A 15,621-nucleotide genomic window follows, 5' to 3' on the forward strand; every position below is an offset into this window, starting at 1 on the left:
ACCGGACCCCCGGTTCCCCCCGCCGCCAACTACCCGAACCGTTACAGCCAGTTGCGGCGCTTGAAGATCAAGTAGAGGCTCGTGCAGACGAGGGCCATGAGGGCGATCGCGAAGGGGTAGCCGAAGGCCCACTTGAGTTCGGGCATGTCGGTGAAGTTCATGCCGTAGACGGTGCCGATCAGGGTCGGGGCGAAGAGGATGGCGGCCCAGGAGGAGATCTTCTTGATCTCGTCGTTCTGGACGTGGCCGGCTTCGGCGAGCTGCTTCATCTCCTCGTTCTGGCGCTGGGAGACCAGGGTGGCGTTGACGGTGAGGATGTTCTGGAGCATCTGGCGGAAGCCGTCGACGCGCTCGGCCGCGTAGGTGGCGTGGTCGGCCACGTCGCGCAGGTAGCGGCGGAGTTCCTCGTCGGTGCCGTACTTCTCGAAGCCGGCCTCCAGGCTCTGCATGATCTCCAGCAGGGGCCGGGTGGCGCGCTGGAACTCGATGACCTCGCGGGAGAGTTCGTAGATGCGCCGGGAGACCTGCGGGTCGCCGCCGAAGACCTCGGTCTCGATCTCGTCGATGTCGTGCTGGAGGCCGGCGATGACCGGGGCGTAGCCGTCCACCACGGCGTCCAGGACGGCGTAGAGCACGGCCTCGGGGCCGAGGGCCAGGAGTTCGGGGTCGGCCTCCAGGCGGCGGCGGACGGCGGAGAGGTCGGGGGCCTGGGAGTGGCGGACGGTGAGGACGAAGTCGGGGCCGACGAAGAGGTGGATCTCGCCGAAGTCGACCTCCTCCACGTCGTCCAGGTAGCGGGCGGCGCGCAGCACCACGAAGAGGGTGTCGCCGTAGCGCTCCAGCTTGGGGCGCTGGTGGGCCACGATGGCGTCCTCGACGGCCAGTTCGTGCAGGTTGAACCGCTCGGCGGCCTCCAGCAGCTGGGCCTCGGCGGGGCGGTAGAGCCCGATCCAGGCCATGGTGCCGGGCTTGCCGGGCAGTTCGCGGTAGACGCCGGCGAGGTCGGTGGCGGAGGCGAGCCGGTGGCCGTCGCAGTAGACGCCGGCGTCGACGACGGAGCGCTCCAGGCTCACGTGCTCGACCGGCTGGTCGGGGCGCGGGTCCATCGAGTGCTCGGGGGCGGGCTGGGCGGGCGTGGTGCCGCCGGCCGGGTTGGTGGGACGGGAGAAGGGGAGCTTGCTCGCACGCACTGCGCGCACACGCCAGTCGGACATGACGGGGTACCTCCGCGGTTCGGGGGCCGCCGCACCGGACACAGCAGGTCGGGGGTGCGGGGCAGGCGGGGGGCGCCCGGTAGTCCTCCACCGCGCACGGCGCCCTGGCCGCGCGGCGCGCCGGGTCAGCGGCGGGCGGTGCGACGGCGTGGGTCGGGAGCGGTACGGGAGGAGGGGCACCGGGTGCCGGGAGAAGTGAGGGACGTCCTGGGGAGGGGCCTACTTCGACCCGGACTACTACTGCACTCCATCGCTCTCACCTCCTCGCCGTCGGGGCGCCCGTGCGGGTCGCCGTAACCGGGTCATCAGGAGGGTCCACACCGCCGAGCGGGCGCGCAGGGGCGCCGCAGCGTCGGGTGGGCACCCCTTGATCTCGTCAGAGCTTTGGCACGCCACGGCGTAGCACCCGGGATGGTCCCGAGGGGTGCAGCCACTTGGGGTCACCCCTTAGGCCGGGGAGACCTGTCCTGACCCTGGGCGTCTCTCGACGTCGTGGGGTCAGTGGCCTGTGTCCATGGCGACGCCTCACCGAACGAGGTGCCTTCACAACCTCCTCGAGTCTAGTACCCGCTGGAGGGGTGCTTCGACCAGGGGTGCGGCCACGAGTCGGCGCGGAGCGCACGACCGTCGATGCGCGGACCCCGCCGAGGGCTCGTGCGGGCGTCCCGCGCCCCGGGCTCACTCCGGCGCACACCGGTCGGAGGAAAGGTCAGTTCGCCTTTCGGACACCGCGGTTCGCATCCCTTCGGCACCGGGGCCGGCGGCCGCGGCGGCGTACCGCCCCCTACCCTTCATGCCATGGCTTCCTTGGAGACCGGCCCCGGGCGGGGCACGGCGGTGGTGATCGGCGGCGGTCTGGCGGGCACGCTGGCGGCCTGGGCGCTGCGCGGCGCCGCCGAGCGGATCGTGGTGGTGGAGCGGGACCGGTACCCGGAGGGGCCGGACTTCCGGGCGGGGCTGCCGCACGGGAGGCACCCGCACCTGCTGCTGGAGGCCGGGCACCGGGTGCTGGAGGAGCTGATGCCCGGCACCCGGGAGGAGCTGCGGGCGGCGGGCGCCGTGCGGGTGGCCCTCTCCGGTGATCTGCGGTGGCTGAGCGCGGCCGGGTGGATGGCCGAGTACCCGGCCGAGCTGGCGTTCTACTCCTGCACCCGGCCGGTGCTGGACACCGTGGTGCTGGAGCGGGTCAGGACCGAGCCGTCGATCGAGTTCCTGGAGGGCACGGAGGTGGTGGGGCTGACCGGCTCGGCGGCCGCCGTGACCGGGGTCCGAGTGCGGGAGCGCGGGCACGGCGCCGACCCGAAGGCCGTCCGGGAGCTGCCCGCCGAGCTGGTGGTCGAGGCCGGTGGCCGGACCTCGGCGATGGGCGGCTGGCTGCGGGAGCTCGGCTGCCCGCCGCCGCCCGAGGAGCGGGTGGACGCGGGCGTCGTCTACGCGACCCGGATCTTCCGGCGCCCGGCCGACGCCCCCGCCGACTGGTCGGCGCTGTATCTGCAGTGCAGGGCGCCGGACACGCCGTACCTGGGGGTGCTGCTGCCGGTCGAGGGCGACCGGTGGATCGTCGGCGTCGGCGGGATGCGCGGGGGCGAGCCGGCACCCGGCGAGGCCGGGTTCGCCCGGCAGCTGGAACTGCTGCGCGATCCGCGGATGCGGGAGGCACTGGCCGGCGCGGAGCCGCTCGGCGCGGTACGCGGCTTCGTGCCCGGTCCGGGCGTGCGGCGGCACTACGAGCAGCGCTCGCCGGAGGGGCTGGTGGTGGTCGGGGACGCCGCCTGCACCTTCAACCCGGTCTACGGGCAGGGCATTTCGGTGGCGGCGCTGGAGGCCCGGGAGCTGCGGCGGGCCGCGCTGCGGTACGGCGGGATCGGGCCCGCGACGGCCCGGGCGGCGCGGCGGGCGGTGGCGGCGGTGTCGAAGAACGCCTGGGCGATGTCCTCCGCGGAGGACGTGCGCTTCGCGGCGACGACGGGCGGGCCGTCCGGGGCGCTGCTCCGCGCGCAGCACCGCTTCCTGGACCGGGTGCTGGCCGGCGCGGCGAGCGACCCGCGGGTCACGGCGGTGTTCCACGAGGTGATGTCGCTGGTCGCCCCGCCGACGGCGCTGTTCCGGCCGTCGGTCCTGACCGCGGTGCTGCGCAGCGGCTGAGCGGGGAGCCGGCCGGAGCGAGCGGGGGCAAAACAGGGGCAAGGGGCAAGGGGCAACCGGTGCCGGTCAGGCGGTCGGCCCGAGGTGGGCGGCCACGTACGGCACGGCGACCGCCTCCAGCGCGCCGGGCGAGCCGAACGCCGGGTGGACGTTGACCTCGAAGACCGCCCCGCCGCTCTCCCCCGCGAGGTCGACCGCCGCGAAGGGCAGCCCGACCGAGCGGGTGGCCGCGACCGCCAGCTCCGCCAGCCCGGCGGGCAGCGCCTCGAGCGGCAGCGGGGTGGAGACGGCGCCCCGGGCGAGGTTGCACGGCTGGTCCGGGTCGTCCTGCACGTGTTCGACGGCGCGCAGCGCCCGGCCGGCGAGCACGGTCACCCGGTACTGGTGGCGCCGGCCGTCCGCGGTGAAGTTGCGGGCGTCGGCGGCGAGCAGCCAGGCGGTACCGGCCTCGGCGTAGCACTCGGCCGCCTCGGCGAGCTGGGCGCGGGTGGTGACGTGGAAGACGTCCTGCCCGCTCATGCCGAGGGCCGGGCGGGCCCAGACGTCGCCGCCGAGCCGTTCGAACACCTCGGCCGCCTCGGCCCGGGTGGGCCGGGAGAGCGTGACCGTGGGCATCTGGCGGACGCCGTCCCTGGTGAAGCACTCGACGGTGAGGCGCTTGTCGGTGGCCGCCCGCCAGCCGTCGGCGGCGGTGCCGAGCGAGCGGACCCCGTGTTCGCGCAACAGCCGCTGGCAGTCGACGATTTCGTGGCGGCGGTGCGGCGGTATCTCGTACAGAAGCACCGTCCTGGCGGTCACCGCGAGGCCCTCGGCGGGGACTTCGAGGGCGACCCCGTCACCGGTGCCGCGCACCCGTCCGCCACCGGCGGGTCCGTCCGCGCCGCCGCTCATGAAGTGCCGAGCGTCGAGGAGGAACGGCGCCTGCCCGGTCAGCCGTCGCACCGCGGTGGCCAGCGCCTCCCGGCTGCCCTCGGTCGAGCCGTGATCGGTCATCAGAACGAGCTCGCTGCGCCCCATGGCCCCATGGAACATGTCGCGGACATGTCCAGGCAAGGGATTCCCGGAACTTGCCCGCGGAAGGTGCTTCGGGAAAATTCGCGTGCGCCCGAACGGTGCCGCGGGTTAACCTCGGCGCCATGTCGACGCCCCGCATCTCCTAGCTGACGGACCCACCACCACGCCACCCGTGTGTCCATCAGTCGTTACGGAGCGTCACCTTCATGATCACCGCCCGTGGTGTCGACGTGCGCGTCGCCGCCCGCCTCCTGCTGTCCGACCTCACCCTGCACATCGGCCCCGGCGACCGCATCGGCCTGGTCGGCCGCAACGGCGCCGGCAAGACCACCCTGCTCGCCACCCTCGCCGGGCAGCTCCCGCCCGCCGCCGGCACCATCACCCGCACCGGCCCGGTCGGCCACCTCGCGCAGGACTCCCGCGCCGCCGACCCTGCGGTCACCGTCACCGACCGGATCCTCTCCGCGCGCGGCCTGGACACCGCCGTCCAGCGGCTGCGCGCCGCCGAGACCGTCCTCGCCGACGCCCGCGACGAGCGGGCGCAGCGCCGCGCCATGGCCGCCTACACCCGGGCCGAGGCCGAGTTCCTGGCCCGCGGCGGCTACCCCGCGGAGGCCGAGGCCGCCCGGGTCGCGGCCGGCCTCGGTCTGCCCGACCGGCTGCTGGACAGCCCGCTCGGCACGCTCTCCGGCGGCCAGCGGCGCCGGGTCGAGCTGGCCCGGATCCTGTTCGCCGACCACGACACCCTGCTGCTCGACGAACCGACCAACCACCTCGACGCGGACGCCGTGGCCTGGCTGCGCGGCTTCCTGGCCGGCTACCCGGGCGGGCTGGTGCTGATCAGCCACGACGTGCCACTGCTGGAGTCCACCATCAACCGGGTGTTCCACCTCGACCCGCAGCGCGCCACCGTCGACGTCCACAACACCGGCTGGGCCGCCCACCTCGCCCAGCGCGCCGCCGACGAACGCCGCCGCACCCGCGAACGCGCCAACACGGAACGGAAGGCCGCCGCCCTGCACGCCCGGGCCGACCGGATGCGGTCCAACGTGGCCACCGCCGTCAGCGCCCGCTCGATGGCCCGCCGGGCGGACCGGATGCTCACCGCGCTCGAACCCACCCGCCGGGCCGAGCGGACCGCGCGCATCCGGTTGCCCGAACCGGCGCCCTGCGGCCGGATGCCGCTCGGCGCGGTGAGCCTCGCCAAGGCGTACGGCGGGCGCGACGTGCTCACCGGGCTGGACCTCGCCGTCGACCGGGGCAGCCGGCTCGTCGTCCTCGGGCACAACGGCGCGGGCAAGACCACTCTGCTGCGCCTCCTCGCCGGCCGCGAGACCCCCGACGCCGGACGCGTCGTCCCCGGCCCGGGGCTGCGGCTCGGGTACTTCGCGCAGGAGCACGACACCCTCGACCCGGCGCGCACCGTCCGGGAGAACCTCGCCGCGGCGGCACCCGACCTCGGCGACGGCGAGTTGCGGCACGTGCTCGGGGCGTTCCTGTTCCGGGGCGACGACGCCGACAAGCCCGCCGGAGTGCTCTCCGGCGGCGAGCGGACCAGGCTGGCGCTGGCCGGACTGGTCCACTCGGGCGCCAATGTGCTCCTGCTCGACGAGCCGACCAACAACCTCGACCCGGCCTCCCGCGCCGAGGTGCTGGCGGCGGTGGGCAGCTACCCGGGCGCGATCGTGCTGGTCACCCACGACCCGGGCGCGGTCCGCGCGCTGCGGCCCGACCGGGTCCTGCTGCTGCCCGGCGGCGACGAGGACCTCTGGAGCGAGGAGTACCTCGACCTGGTCGGAACGGGCTGACCCCGGTCGGGGCGGGTCCGGTCGGGGCGGGGAGGCCGGTCCGGGACCGGCCTCCCTGGACCGGCCTCCCTGGAAAGCCGGTTGGCGGGCCGGGGCGGCCGCTGCTAGATTCCCGGTGGCCGTGCGAGAGAACAAGGAGGTGGTACCCGTGAACGTTGTATCGACATGGGTGCTCCCCTCCGGGGTCATGGTCGGGCGATAGGTCGTCCGGGAGCGCCTTCAAGAGCACTCCCGAAAGGCACGACCATGCGATTCACCTCCGAGCAGCGCCTCGACGACGGCGTCCTCGAACGCGAATTCACCCTCGACGGGATCCCCGGCATCCTCTGGACGCCGGCGTCCGCCTCCCCCTCCGCACCGGTGCCGCTGATCCTGCTCGGCCACCCCGGTGGACTGGAGCGGATGTACCCCCGACTGCTGGACCGGGCCCGGCAGTCCGTGGCGGACGGCTTCGCCGCGGCCACCGTCGAACTCCCCGGCAGCGGCGACCGGCCCCGGTCCGCCGTCACCGAACAGGCCCGCGCCGATATGCGCCGGGCCATGGCGGCCGGCGAACCGGTCGGCCCCGAGATCGTGGACCGGCTCGTCCTCCCCCTGGTCGAGCAGGCCGTCCCGGAGTGGCGGGCGGCCCTGGACGCCCTCCTCGCACTGCCCGGGATCGGCGGCCCGGTCGGGTACTCGGGGGGAGTGATCGCCATCGGCACCCGGCTGGCGCTCGTCGAGCCGCGGATCGCGGCCGCCGTCCTGTTCGCGGGGAGCTTCGTGCCCGCGGCCACGTTGGAGGAGGCCCGCCGGGTCACCGTTCCGCTGCACGTCCTGCTGCAGTGGGACGACGAGGGGAACGACCGGCAGGCGTCCCTGGACCTCTTCGACGCGTTCGGCTCCGCGGAGAAGACGCTGAACGCCAATCTCGGCGGGCACACCGGCGTCCCGCGGTTCGCGGGGGAGGCCGCGGCGCAGTTCTTCGGCCGGCACCTGAGGTGAGGCCGGGCCGTCGGGGCGTCGGGGCCGCCGGCGGACGCTGAGCGCCGCGCCTGAGGCCCGCGAGCCCTCAGGGCTTGCGGGCCTCAGGACTTTCGGGCCTCAGGGCCTGCGGGCCCTCAGGGCCTGCGGGCCTCGACCAGGAAGCGGGCGGAGTGGGCGACGAACAGCCCCTCCGCCCGGATCCGGGCGTCCAGTTCGCGCAGCCGCTCCCGGTAGGCGTCGACGGTGAACCCCGGCACCATCCAGATCACCTTGCGCAGGAACCACACCACCGCGCCGATGTCCCGGAACTCGATCCGCAGCCGCTCCGAGCGCAGGTCGACCACTTCGAGACCGGCGGCCCGGGCGGCGTCCGCGTCGTCCTCCGGCCGCCGGGCCCGGCGCGCCTCCGGCTGCGGCCCGAGGAAGTACTCGACCAGTTCGAACACCGAGGCCGGTCCCACGTGCTGGGCCAGGTAGCTGCCGCCGGGGCGCAGCACCCGGGCGATCTCGGACCACCACACGGTCACCGGATGACGGCTGGTCACCAGGTCGAAGGAGCCGTCCGCGAAGGGCAGCGGCGGCTCGTCCGGGTCCGCCACCACGGCAGCGCCGAGCGGGTGCAGCAGCGCCGCCGCCTTGGCCACGTTCGGCGGCCACGACTCGGTGGCGACCATCGTCCGCGGGAAGCTCCCGGCCACCCCCGCCAGCACTTCGCCGCCCCCGGTCTGCACGTCCAGCGCCGCCGACACGTGTGCCAGCCGCTCGCCGAGCAGTCGCTGGTACCCCCAGGAGGGGCGCTCCTCGCTCGCCCGGCCGTCCAGCCAGGAGAAGTCCCAGCCGTCCACCGACGCCTCGGCCGCCTCGGCCACCAGTTCCTCGAACGTTCGCTCCATGCCGTTCATCCTCTCCCGGCGCGCACCGGTCCGCCGCCGCGGCGGAGCCTTCCGCCGGAATCCGCCGCGGCGTCCGGCGGATCAGTCCCCCGTGGTGCCGTCGAGCAGTTCGCGCAGGATGTCGAGGTGGCCGTTGTGGCGGGCGGTCTCCTCGGTGAGGTGGAGGAGGATCCAGCGCAGGTCCACGTGCAGACCGTTGCGGACCGGCCGCTTCGCCCGGTCGGCCAGGTCGCTCACGGCGACCAGCTCGCGGTAGCGGGCGCTCTGTTCGGCGTACTCGTCGAGCAGCTGCGGCAGCGGGAAGTCGACGGCGATCCGCATCTCGCGGTCGGGGTCCTCCTCCGTCCAGGGGCCCTGGTCCTCCTCGCCGAGGAAGACCACCTGGAACCAGTAGTACTCGACCCAGCGGAGGTGGTTCACCAGTCCGCTCAGGGTCATCAGCGGGGAACCCGGCAGGAGTGCCCTGCGCGCGTTCTCCGGGGAGACGCCCTCGCACTTGGCGCGGGTGGTGTCACGGGCGTAGTCGAGGAACGTGGTCAGCTGGGTGCGCTCGTCCCAGGCGGGAGGCGTGTCGTCGATTCTGGTCATCGTGGGACAGCATTCCCAATCGCACCGACGCTGTCGACGGGTTTACGGACGGGTCGCTTCCGGTCCCTGCCCGGCGGCGGCGTGGCGGCTCGCGGCGCCGCGGCTCGCGGCGTGCCTGCTGGCGGCCGTCCAGGCGGCGGTGACGGCGTGGTGGGCGCGGGCGGTCGCCTCGGCGGTGTCGGCGGGGAGGTGGAGCGGGGCGCCGAGGTGGACGTGGAGGCCGGGGCGGCGGACGGGGGCGGTGGCGAGACCGGCGAGCTGCTTCGCCCTCCCCCCGGAGGTGAGGCGGCGGGAGCCGGCCTGGCCGAGCGGGACGACGGGTGCGCCGGTGGCGTGCGCGAGGCGGGCCAGGCCGCTGCGGAAGGGGCCGGGCGGCAGTTCGCCGGAGTCCCGGCGGCGCGGCAGCCCGCCCTCGCCGTAGATCAGCACGACCCGCCCGGCCGCCAGTGCCGCGGCCGCCGCGTCGAGCGACTCCGCGGCCCGCGCGGTGCCCCGGTGGACGGCGATGTGCCCCTCGTGGCGCAGCAGTGTCCCGAGCAGGGGGATCCGCCACAGGCCGGCGGTGGCCAGCACGACCGGCCGGGCACCGAGCCGGTGCAGGGCGGCGAGCACCACGACGGGGTCGGCGAGCGAGGTGTGGTTGGCCGCGACGATGCTGCCCGGCGCGACGGTGGGGGCTGTGTCGGCGGTGTCGGAGGCCGTGTCGGCGGTGTCGGGCGCGGGGTCGGTGGCGGCGGCGGAGACCGGGTCGGCGGTGATGCGGAGGTGACCGAGAACGGGCAGCAGGAGGGCGGCGGTGCGGCTCAGCATGGTGTGGGGTGCGTCCTCGTGACGGTGGAGCGGGGTGCTGTCCGCGCCAGTCTGCTCGGGTGCGCCGGCCGGCGCCTGAGTACCCGTACTCAAGCAGGGCCGGGGGGCTCCGCGGAGCCGGGGGCCGAACCTGCGTCAACGCTGCGTCGGCCCGGCACCGATGCTGCGCCGACCGCTCGCCGCGCGCCGGGCGCCGCCAGCGTCTAGGCTCGGTCGGATGAGGCGACTGGACGACATCGACCAGGCACTGTTCCATCGGATCGCCGTGTCCGAGCACCCCTTCGGGGCCGGATCACGGGTGGGCGAACTGCTGCGCAGGGCCAGCCGCGCCGCCGACCACGGGAAACTGTGGTTCGGCACGGCCGCCGTGCTCGGGGCCGTCGGCGGGCGGAGCGGACGGCGGGCGGCACTGCGCGGGGTCAGCGCGCTGGCACTCGCCTCGTTCACGGCCAATGTGGCCGCCAAGCAGCTCACCCGGCGCCCGCGACCCCTGCTCGACGCGGTTCCGGTCGCCCGTCGGCTGCTGCGTCAACCCATCACCACCTCCTTCCCCTCGGGGCACTCGGCCTCGGCGGCGGCCTTCGCGACGGCGGTGGCGATCGAGTCCCCGGTGGCGGCGGCCGTCGTGGCGCCGGTCGCGCTGATCGTGGGCGCCTCCCGGGTGTACACCGGTGCGCACCACCCGAGCGATGTCCTGGCCGGGTTCGCGCTGGGCTCGGCCGTCGCCGCGCTGACGCTTCGCTGGTGGCCCCGCTCGTCCGACCTGCGGCCGGCCGCCGGGCCCGCGCGCCGCGCCGCCCCGGCACTGCCCGAGGGGCAGGGCCTGTCGGTGGTGGTCAACTCGGGCTCCGGCAGCGGCGCGTTGAGCACCTACGGCCCCGAGGAGACGGTCGCCGTGCTGCGCGACCTGTTGCCCCGGGCCGAGATCCGCCTCTGCGGGCCCGACGACGACCTGCCCGCCCTCCTCGCCGAGGCTGCCGACCGGGCCTCGGCCGCGGGCGGGGCGCTCGGGGTCTGCGGCGGCGACGGCAGCGTCAATCTGGCGGCCGGGCTGGCCGTGGAGCGGGACCTGCCGCTGGCGGTGTTCCCCGGTGGCACGCTCAACCACTTCGCGGTGGATCTCGGCATCGAGGACTTCGAGGCGACGGCGACGGCCGTGACCGCCGGCAGTGCGTGCGGGGTGGACCTCGGGCTGGCCACCGACAGTACCGGGCAGCGGTACTTCCTCAACACCTTCAGCATCGGCGTCTACCCCGAACTGGTCAAGCTGCGTGAGTCGTTGGAGGGCCGGATGGGCAAGTGGCCGGCCCTCGCGGTGGCCACCGCGAAGGTGCTGGTGAACGGTGAGCCGGTCACCGTCCGGTCCGGCGGGCGGGACCGGCAGCTGTGGCTGCTGTTCGCCGGGAACGGCGCGTACGACCCGCCGGGCTTCGCCCCGACCCACCGGACCGGACTCGCCGACGGCCTGCTGGACGTCCGGGTGGTCGACGGGGGCCGGCCGTTCGCCAGGACCAGGCTCGCCGCCGCGTTCCTCTCCGGAACGCTCGCCCGGTCCCGGGTGTACCACTCGGCCCGGCTCCGGGCGCTCGACCTGGAGCGGCTGGGCGACGCCGACCGGATGGCGGTCGACGGGGAGTCGGTCCCCGCAGCGGGCCGGCTCCGGCTGTCCAAGTCCGGACGGGCGCTGACGGTCTACCGGCCCGCCGCGGGCTGAGCGCGCCTGGGCACGCCGGCCGAGCACGCCCAGGGACGGCGGGCGTGCTCGGCCGGAGTGCTCGGCGGGCGTGCTCGGCGGGCGTGCTCGGCGGGAGTACCCAGCCGTCATGCTCGGCCGGTGTGCTCAGCCGGTGTGCAGGACCCGGAAGCGGGCGGGGTCCGCCGGGTCGCGGTCGGCCACCTGGACCGGGGCCCAGGCCCACTGCCACACGCCGATGCCCGCCTCCCGGGAGAACCGGACCGTCCCCCGGGTGCCCTCGACCGCGACCGACGGCCAGGCCCCGGCGATCCGGGCCCGGTCGGCGCCGTGCGAGCGCAGCACCTCGGCGAGGACGGTGACGGTGTCGTAGCCCTCGAAGGCGACGAAGGAGGGCTCCTCGCCCAGGCGCTCGCGAAGTTCCGCCCCGACCCGGGCGCCGAGCGGGCCGAGGTGTTCGGGCAGGTAGCGCAGGAACGGCACCCCGGCACCGTCCTCGCCCAGCAGCGTCGCCCAGTCGGCGAGTTCCGGCTGCCCGGCCGGAGCGCCGATCAGGATCCCGGCGAGGCGGCGGTCCCGGCGGACGGCCCGGACGATCGGGACCGCCGGTTCGGGGTGGCCGGCCAGGAGCAGGAGGGCGGTCGCGCCGTCGGCGGCGAGCTCCTCGCACACGCCCTCGGGGGTGAGGGTGCGCAGGTCGAGTTCGACGAGGGTGCCGCCGCGCGCCGTGATCCGCTCCCGGAGGATGCCGGTCCCGGACGCCCAGTAGACGCTCGGGTCGGCCGCCACGGCGATCCGGCGGTGCCCCGCGCCGAGGAGGAAGTCGGCGTAGACACGCCACCCGTGCGACTGTGCCGGGGCGATGCGGGCGACCCGGTCGGCCGGCCCGTCGGTGAGCGCGTCGAGCACCGCGGAGGAGCACAGGAAGGGCAGACCGAGTGCCTCGGCCCGGGCGGCCGCGGCGCGCGCGACCACGCTGTGGTACTCCCCCGCCAGGGCGGCCACCCCCAGAGCGGCGAGTTCGTCCACGGCCGCCTGGGCCCGCCCGGGATCGGCGGCGGTGTCGCGGACCACGAGCTCGACGGGCCGGCCGGCGATCCCCCCGGCCTCGTTGACCTCGCGCGCGGCCAGGTCGAGTCCGGCGAGCAGATGCCGGCCCGCCGCGACCCAGCCGGGGCGGGTCAGCGGCACGAGCACCCCGATCCGGACCGACGGCCCGTCGGCGGGCGAGGCCCCGCGCGGCCGGTGCGGCCCGTTCGGCTCATGCTGCCCCTGCTGCTCGTTCTGCTCGTTCTGCCCGTTCTGCAGGTGCGGGTCCGGTGGTGTGTGCATGCGGCGGCCTCTCCCCCGTGATCATCTCGGCGGTTCATGATCAGGACGCGCGCAGCCTACCCAGGGGCGCGCCGGTGGAGGTCGCCGCGCCCCACGACGCAGCCGCCCCGGCGACACGCAGACCAACCCGTTCAGGTGACATTCCCCCCTTTCGCACCGCACCGCTCCCTAGGGTTCGAAGCACCGTTTGCCCACGAAGGGATTTAACTCATGTACCGCACCGTCCGTACGTTCGCCGTCCTCATCGCCGCTGTCGGCGCCATTTCCGTACCCACCCAGGCCTTCGCCGACGACACGGTGACCGTGAACACCACCACCATCACCGTGATCGGCACCGGCAACCAGCTCGCCGGCGGCGAGATCACCAACGTCGGCGGTGACGCCGTCATCGGGTCCTTCGACGGCATCGACGTCCACTGACCCCGACCCTTCTGTCCCCCGGTTCCACCACGGAACCGCACCGCCCGCGCCAGTCCCCGGCGCGGGCGGTGCCGTGTCTCCCCCGACCCAGGCTCCGGCCGCGCCCCGTACTCAGGTCTCGCGCTGAGGGTGGTACTCCGCCTCGGTGGTGCCGAAGGTCCAGGCCACGCCGGCGCGGGCGGTGCGGGTGTCCGGCGGCACCCGCAGCCAGTAGGTGCGGAAGGTGCCGTCCGGCTCGGCGGTCGAGTTGACCACCTCGACCATCACCACCGGCTCGTCGTCCGGCAGTTGGATCCGCCAGAGCACACCGGTCTCGTCCCGGTGCATCGGTTCGGCGCCGGAGTCGGCGAGGTAGCGCTCGTAGCCGTAGTGCTCCAGCAGGACGCGGCGCAGCTCGGCGTTCTCCTCGGTGCGGATCCGCTCGACGGTGACGGTGCCGAGCCCGGCCAGGAACTCGGCGGGTACGGGCATGCCCCGCCAGGCGTGGAGGGCGAAGCCGTCGGAGTACTCGAGGGCCGGTCCGTCGGCGCGGTCCAGCCGGCCGGCCTCGTCGCGGTGCAGGGCGGTCGGGCGCTCACTGATCAGCACGGTGTCCGCGTAGGGCCACCACCAGCCGGTGGTACGCGCCACCTCGGCCAGCGCCGCGATCCCCGCACCGGCGGCCCCCGGCGCGCCCAGCACCCCGGCGGCCTCGAAGGCGGCGAACCAGGGTGCGTCGTGCTGACCCCGGACGGCGTCGAGCAGCGCGAGCCTGACGGCGGTGCGGCGCTCGCGGGCCACCCCGGCATCCCCCGGTGGAACGTCCCCGACGGCCGGGTCGGGCGGGAGCCGGTCGAGCAGGGCGGCGCGGATCCGGTCGGCGAGCGCGTTGGTCACCGGGCCGAGCTCGCCGCCGGTCAGCGCCCAGAGCGGCGGCCAGCCGACCGCGCCGGTCCGCTCGACCGCCTGCCGGCGGACCGCCTCCCAGGGCAGGGTCCTGACCGTCTCCCGGACGGTCGAGGCCCCGGCCGCGCGCAGCTCCAGGGCCGCCTCCGCCGCCGCCAGCGGCGAGCCGAACCACCTGATGTCGGCCGGTTCGGCCAGGCCGGCGGCCCGGTACGCGGCCCGCACCGCGCGCTCGACGCCGGCCCGGTCGGCCGGGCCGGTGGCGGCGGCGGTCGTCCGCCAACGGGCCGTCACCTCGGCTGTCACCTCAGCTGTCACCTCGGCCTTCGCCACCGCAGACGCCGCCGCCTCGTCCGCCGCCACGCCTGCCGTCGCCACCGCCGGTGCCGCCTGTCCGGTCGCCATCCCCATCACCCTCTCCGTTCCCGACCGGGCACCCCGCCCAGCCGTACCGCGGACGCCGTGCGCCCGCCCCGCCTCGTCGTGCATCCCCGCCTCGTGCGGCGCCCGCGCGGCCACGCGCGGCCGCCGTCAGTCGGCGACGATCCGCACCGCGCCCGGCGCGTACTCGCGCTGACGCACCACTCGGAACCAGCCCTTGGGCAGCGGTATCGCCGCGTGCTCCTCGTGCACCACCCGGCCGCCCTCCGGCAGGTGCAGCCACGCCACCCCGAACGGACCTGCCTCGCGCCGCAGCTCCCCCGGCCCGACCACGGCGTGCGCGTGACCGGTCACCTCGCCCAGCGCCAGCACCAGCCGGCCCCGCGCGTCCCTCGGCTGCTCGGCCAGCGAGGCCACCCGGGCCGGGACGGCCTCCTTCTCCACCGGCACCAGCAGCACGTCACCCTGACGGAACATCAGCTCTCCCTCGCCGAATCGACGACGCATCGGATTCCCACACCACGGACCATAGGACAGGGGTACGACAACGGCCCCGGCACCCGAGTGGCCTCGGTGAATGCCGGGACTACCGGGACTGCCGGGACAGGTGGTCCGCGGCGGTCGCTAGTCTGTGCGACCGTCGGCCTGCGGGGCCGACCAGCACATGTACCAACAGGGGGATCTGTCACCATGTCGTCTCGTCGTACCGCCCTGGCCGCCGTCGCCGCGGCCATCGCCGTCCTGGCCCTCGCCGCCTGCGGCCCCGACAACGATTCCGGGACCGGGGCCGCGCCCGCCGGCTCCTCCGCGGCCCAGCCGTCAGCCGCCCAGCCCTCGGCCGCCCAGCCGACGGCGACGGGGTCCGCGGCCGCCCAGCCGTCCGCCGTCGCACCGCCGAGCGCCTGTGCCCCGCCGAAGCCCGTCGGCCTCCGCCGGGTGATCCACCCGGTCAAGCAGCCGCGCCAGGACACCGTGACCTACCAGGAGACCGGCTACACCTGCACCGCCGGCAAGGGGAAGTGGGAGCCGACCGGCCCCCGGAAGAACCTGATGTTCGCCCCGGAGGTCAAGGCCCAGCTCCAGCCCGCGTCCGGACAGTTCAAAACCGTGGTGGTCGGCGAGCTGTGGAACCACATCGGGGCGTGCCTGGACCGCACTCCCGACGCGGGCGTGTGCAGTCCCGGACTGAACTACGAGATCTCGCTGGACGGCGAGGGCAGGATCAACGAGATCCAGGAGCTGTACGCCTCCTGAGCCGCTGCCACCGTCCGGCCGCGTCAGCCACGCCCGGCCCGACCCGACCGGGCGTCGGCGCCCTCAGGTGCACCAGAAGAGGAACGGTGTGCAGGTGGGCGTCGGCCGCGGGGAGGGCGTGCCGGACGGGGTGGCGGTAGCGGTACCGGTGCTGGTGGCGGTGGCGGTACCCGTGCCCGAGGGCGAGCCGCCGGTCGACGGGGGCGGGCCCGACGCCG

Annotated in this window: 14 protein-coding genes and 1 riboswitch; of the genes, 6 read left to right on the top strand and 8 right to left on the bottom strand. The window is 75.2% G+C overall.

The annotated features are described in order from the left end of the window. Positions 1–41 precede the first annotated feature (41 nt). Positions 42–1,214 carry a magnesium and cobalt transport protein CorA gene (locus BI06_RS37715; RefSeq protein WP_043475851.1) on the bottom strand — a complete coding sequence of 391 codons (1,173 nt, stop codon included), beginning with the start codon at positions 1,212–1,214 and terminating at the stop codon, positions 42–44. A gap of 357 nt (positions 1,215–1,571) precedes the next feature. After that, positions 1,572–1,758: riboswitch (M-box (ykoK) riboswitch) on the bottom strand. A 254-nt stretch (positions 1,759–2,012) separates the two neighbouring features. On the opposite strand from BI06_RS37715, the gene BI06_RS37720 reads away from it, so the two are divergent. Next, positions 2,013–3,359 carry an NAD(P)/FAD-dependent oxidoreductase gene (locus BI06_RS37720; RefSeq protein WP_051742742.1) on the top strand — a complete coding sequence of 449 codons (1,347 nt, stop codon included), beginning with the start codon at positions 2,013–2,015 and terminating at the stop codon, positions 3,357–3,359. 66 nt (positions 3,360–3,425) lie between these two features. On the opposite strand, the gene BI06_RS37725 is transcribed toward BI06_RS37720, so the two are convergent. After that, complete coding sequence (locus tag BI06_RS37725; protein ID WP_051742743.1) at positions 3,426–4,376, bottom strand: RimK family alpha-L-glutamate ligase; 951 nt, start codon at positions 4,374–4,376, stop codon at positions 3,426–3,428. Between the two features lie 203 nt (positions 4,377–4,579). Between BI06_RS37725 and BI06_RS37730 the strand changes: the two genes are divergently transcribed. Both BI06_RS37730 and BI06_RS37735 read left to right on the top strand, forming a co-directional pair. Next, positions 4,580–6,181 carry an ABC-F family ATP-binding cassette domain-containing protein gene (locus tag BI06_RS37730; protein ID WP_043475856.1) on the top strand — a complete coding sequence of 534 codons (1,602 nt, stop codon included), beginning with the start codon at positions 4,580–4,582 and terminating at the stop codon, positions 6,179–6,181. A gap of 246 nt (positions 6,182–6,427) precedes the next feature. After that, positions 6,428–7,165 carry a hypothetical protein gene (locus BI06_RS37735; protein ID WP_030393105.1) on the top strand — a complete coding sequence of 246 codons (738 nt, stop codon included), beginning with the start codon at positions 6,428–6,430 and terminating at the stop codon, positions 7,163–7,165. Between the two features lie 116 nt (positions 7,166–7,281). Here the strand turns inward: BI06_RS37735 and BI06_RS37740 are convergent, their stop codons facing one another. The 3 genes from BI06_RS37740 to BI06_RS37750 form a co-directional block, all read right to left on the bottom strand. Next, complete coding sequence (locus BI06_RS37740; RefSeq protein WP_043476353.1) at positions 7,282–8,040, bottom strand: class I SAM-dependent methyltransferase; 759 nt, start codon at positions 8,038–8,040, stop codon at positions 7,282–7,284. Positions 8,041–8,121: 81 nt separating this feature from the next. Beyond that, complete coding sequence (locus BI06_RS37745; RefSeq protein WP_043475858.1) at positions 8,122–8,628, bottom strand: DinB family protein; 507 nt, start codon at positions 8,626–8,628, stop codon at positions 8,122–8,124. 42 nt (positions 8,629–8,670) lie between these two features. After that, the gene (locus tag BI06_RS37750) at positions 8,671–9,438 is read right to left on the bottom strand and encodes a 1-acyl-sn-glycerol-3-phosphate acyltransferase (RefSeq protein ID WP_043475861.1); all 768 of its coding nucleotides are present in this window, start codon (positions 9,436–9,438) and stop codon (positions 8,671–8,673) included. 217 nt (positions 9,439–9,655) lie between these two features. Here BI06_RS37750 and BI06_RS37755 point away from each other — a divergent pair, with 217 nt between their 5' ends. Beyond that, positions 9,656–11,152, top strand: coding sequence for a bifunctional phosphatase PAP2/diacylglycerol kinase family protein (locus tag BI06_RS37755; protein ID WP_030393109.1), 1,497 nt, complete (start codon positions 9,656–9,658; stop codon positions 11,150–11,152). A 126-nt stretch (positions 11,153–11,278) separates the two neighbouring features. Here the strand turns inward: BI06_RS37755 and BI06_RS37760 are convergent, their stop codons facing one another. Beyond that, entirely contained in the window at positions 11,279–12,463 is a 1,185-nt protein-coding gene (locus BI06_RS37760) for an ABC transporter substrate-binding protein (protein ID WP_082558972.1), read from the bottom strand. A gap of 210 nt (positions 12,464–12,673) precedes the next feature. On the opposite strand from BI06_RS37760, the gene BI06_RS37765 reads away from it, so the two are divergent. Further along, entirely contained in the window at positions 12,674–12,883 is a 210-nt protein-coding gene (locus BI06_RS37765) for a hypothetical protein (RefSeq protein WP_030393111.1), read from the top strand. Between the two features lie 111 nt (positions 12,884–12,994). Here the strand turns inward: BI06_RS37765 and BI06_RS37770 are convergent, their stop codons facing one another. Next, positions 12,995–14,173: a DUF6745 domain-containing protein gene (locus tag BI06_RS37770; protein WP_233290452.1), complete on the bottom strand. Its 1,179-nt coding sequence runs from the start codon at positions 14,171–14,173 to the stop codon at positions 12,995–12,997. Between the two features lie 126 nt (positions 14,174–14,299). After that, positions 14,300–14,626 (bottom strand): hypothetical protein, encoded by a 327-nt coding sequence (locus BI06_RS37775; protein ID WP_030393113.1) that lies wholly within the window; start codon positions 14,624–14,626, stop codon positions 14,300–14,302. A 213-nt stretch (positions 14,627–14,839) separates the two neighbouring features. Here BI06_RS37775 and BI06_RS37780 point away from each other — a divergent pair, with 213 nt between their 5' ends. Further along, a complete protein-coding gene (locus BI06_RS37780; RefSeq protein ID WP_051742744.1) occupies positions 14,840–15,403 on the top strand; it encodes a hypothetical protein in 564 nt (187 codons plus the stop codon). Positions 15,404–15,621: the final 218 nt, after the last annotated feature.

It is taken from the genome of Kitasatospora sp. MBT66 (assembly GCF_000710405.2).
Taxonomy (GTDB): Bacteria; Actinomycetota; Actinomycetes; order Streptomycetales; family Streptomycetaceae; genus Kitasatospora; species Kitasatospora purpeofusca.

Bases quoted from the DNA above. Each gene is read 5' to 3' on its own strand.
- BI06_RS37735 (WP_030393105.1), top strand. From the start codon at position 6,428: ATGCGATTCACCTCCGAGCAGCGCCTCGACGACGGCGTCCTCGAACGC.
- BI06_RS37740 (WP_043476353.1), bottom strand. From the start codon at position 8,040: ATGGAGCGAACGTTCGAGGAACTGGTGGCCGAGGCGGCCGAGGCGTCG.
- BI06_RS37715 (WP_043475851.1), bottom strand. From the start codon at position 1,214: ATGTCCGACTGGCGTGTGCGCGCAGTGCGTGCGAGCAAGCTCCCCTTC.
- BI06_RS37720 (WP_051742742.1), top strand. From the start codon at position 2,013: ATGGCTTCCTTGGAGACCGGCCCCGGGCGGGGCACGGCGGTGGTGATC.
- BI06_RS37745 (WP_043475858.1), bottom strand. From the start codon at position 8,628: ATGACCAGAATCGACGACACGCCTCCCGCCTGGGACGAGCGCACCCAG.
- BI06_RS37780 (WP_051742744.1), top strand. From the start codon at position 14,840: ATGTCGTCTCGTCGTACCGCCCTGGCCGCCGTCGCCGCGGCCATCGCC.
- BI06_RS37770 (WP_233290452.1), bottom strand. From the start codon at position 14,173: ATGGCGACCGGACAGGCGGCACCGGCGGTGGCGACGGCAGGCGTGGCG.
- BI06_RS37755 (WP_030393109.1), top strand. From the start codon at position 9,656: ATGAGGCGACTGGACGACATCGACCAGGCACTGTTCCATCGGATCGCC.
- BI06_RS37750 (WP_043475861.1), bottom strand. From the start codon at position 9,438: ATGCTGAGCCGCACCGCCGCCCTCCTGCTGCCCGTTCTCGGTCACCTC.
- BI06_RS37775 (WP_030393113.1), bottom strand. From the start codon at position 14,626: ATGTTCCGTCAGGGTGACGTGCTGCTGGTGCCGGTGGAGAAGGAGGCC.
- BI06_RS37765 (WP_030393111.1), top strand. From the start codon at position 12,674: ATGTACCGCACCGTCCGTACGTTCGCCGTCCTCATCGCCGCTGTCGGC.
- BI06_RS37760 (WP_082558972.1), bottom strand. From the start codon at position 12,463: ATGCACACACCACCGGACCCGCACCTGCAGAACGGGCAGAACGAGCAG.
- BI06_RS37730 (WP_043475856.1), top strand. From the start codon at position 4,580: ATGATCACCGCCCGTGGTGTCGACGTGCGCGTCGCCGCCCGCCTCCTG.
- BI06_RS37725 (WP_051742743.1), bottom strand. From the start codon at position 4,376: ATGGGGCGCAGCGAGCTCGTTCTGATGACCGATCACGGCTCGACCGAG.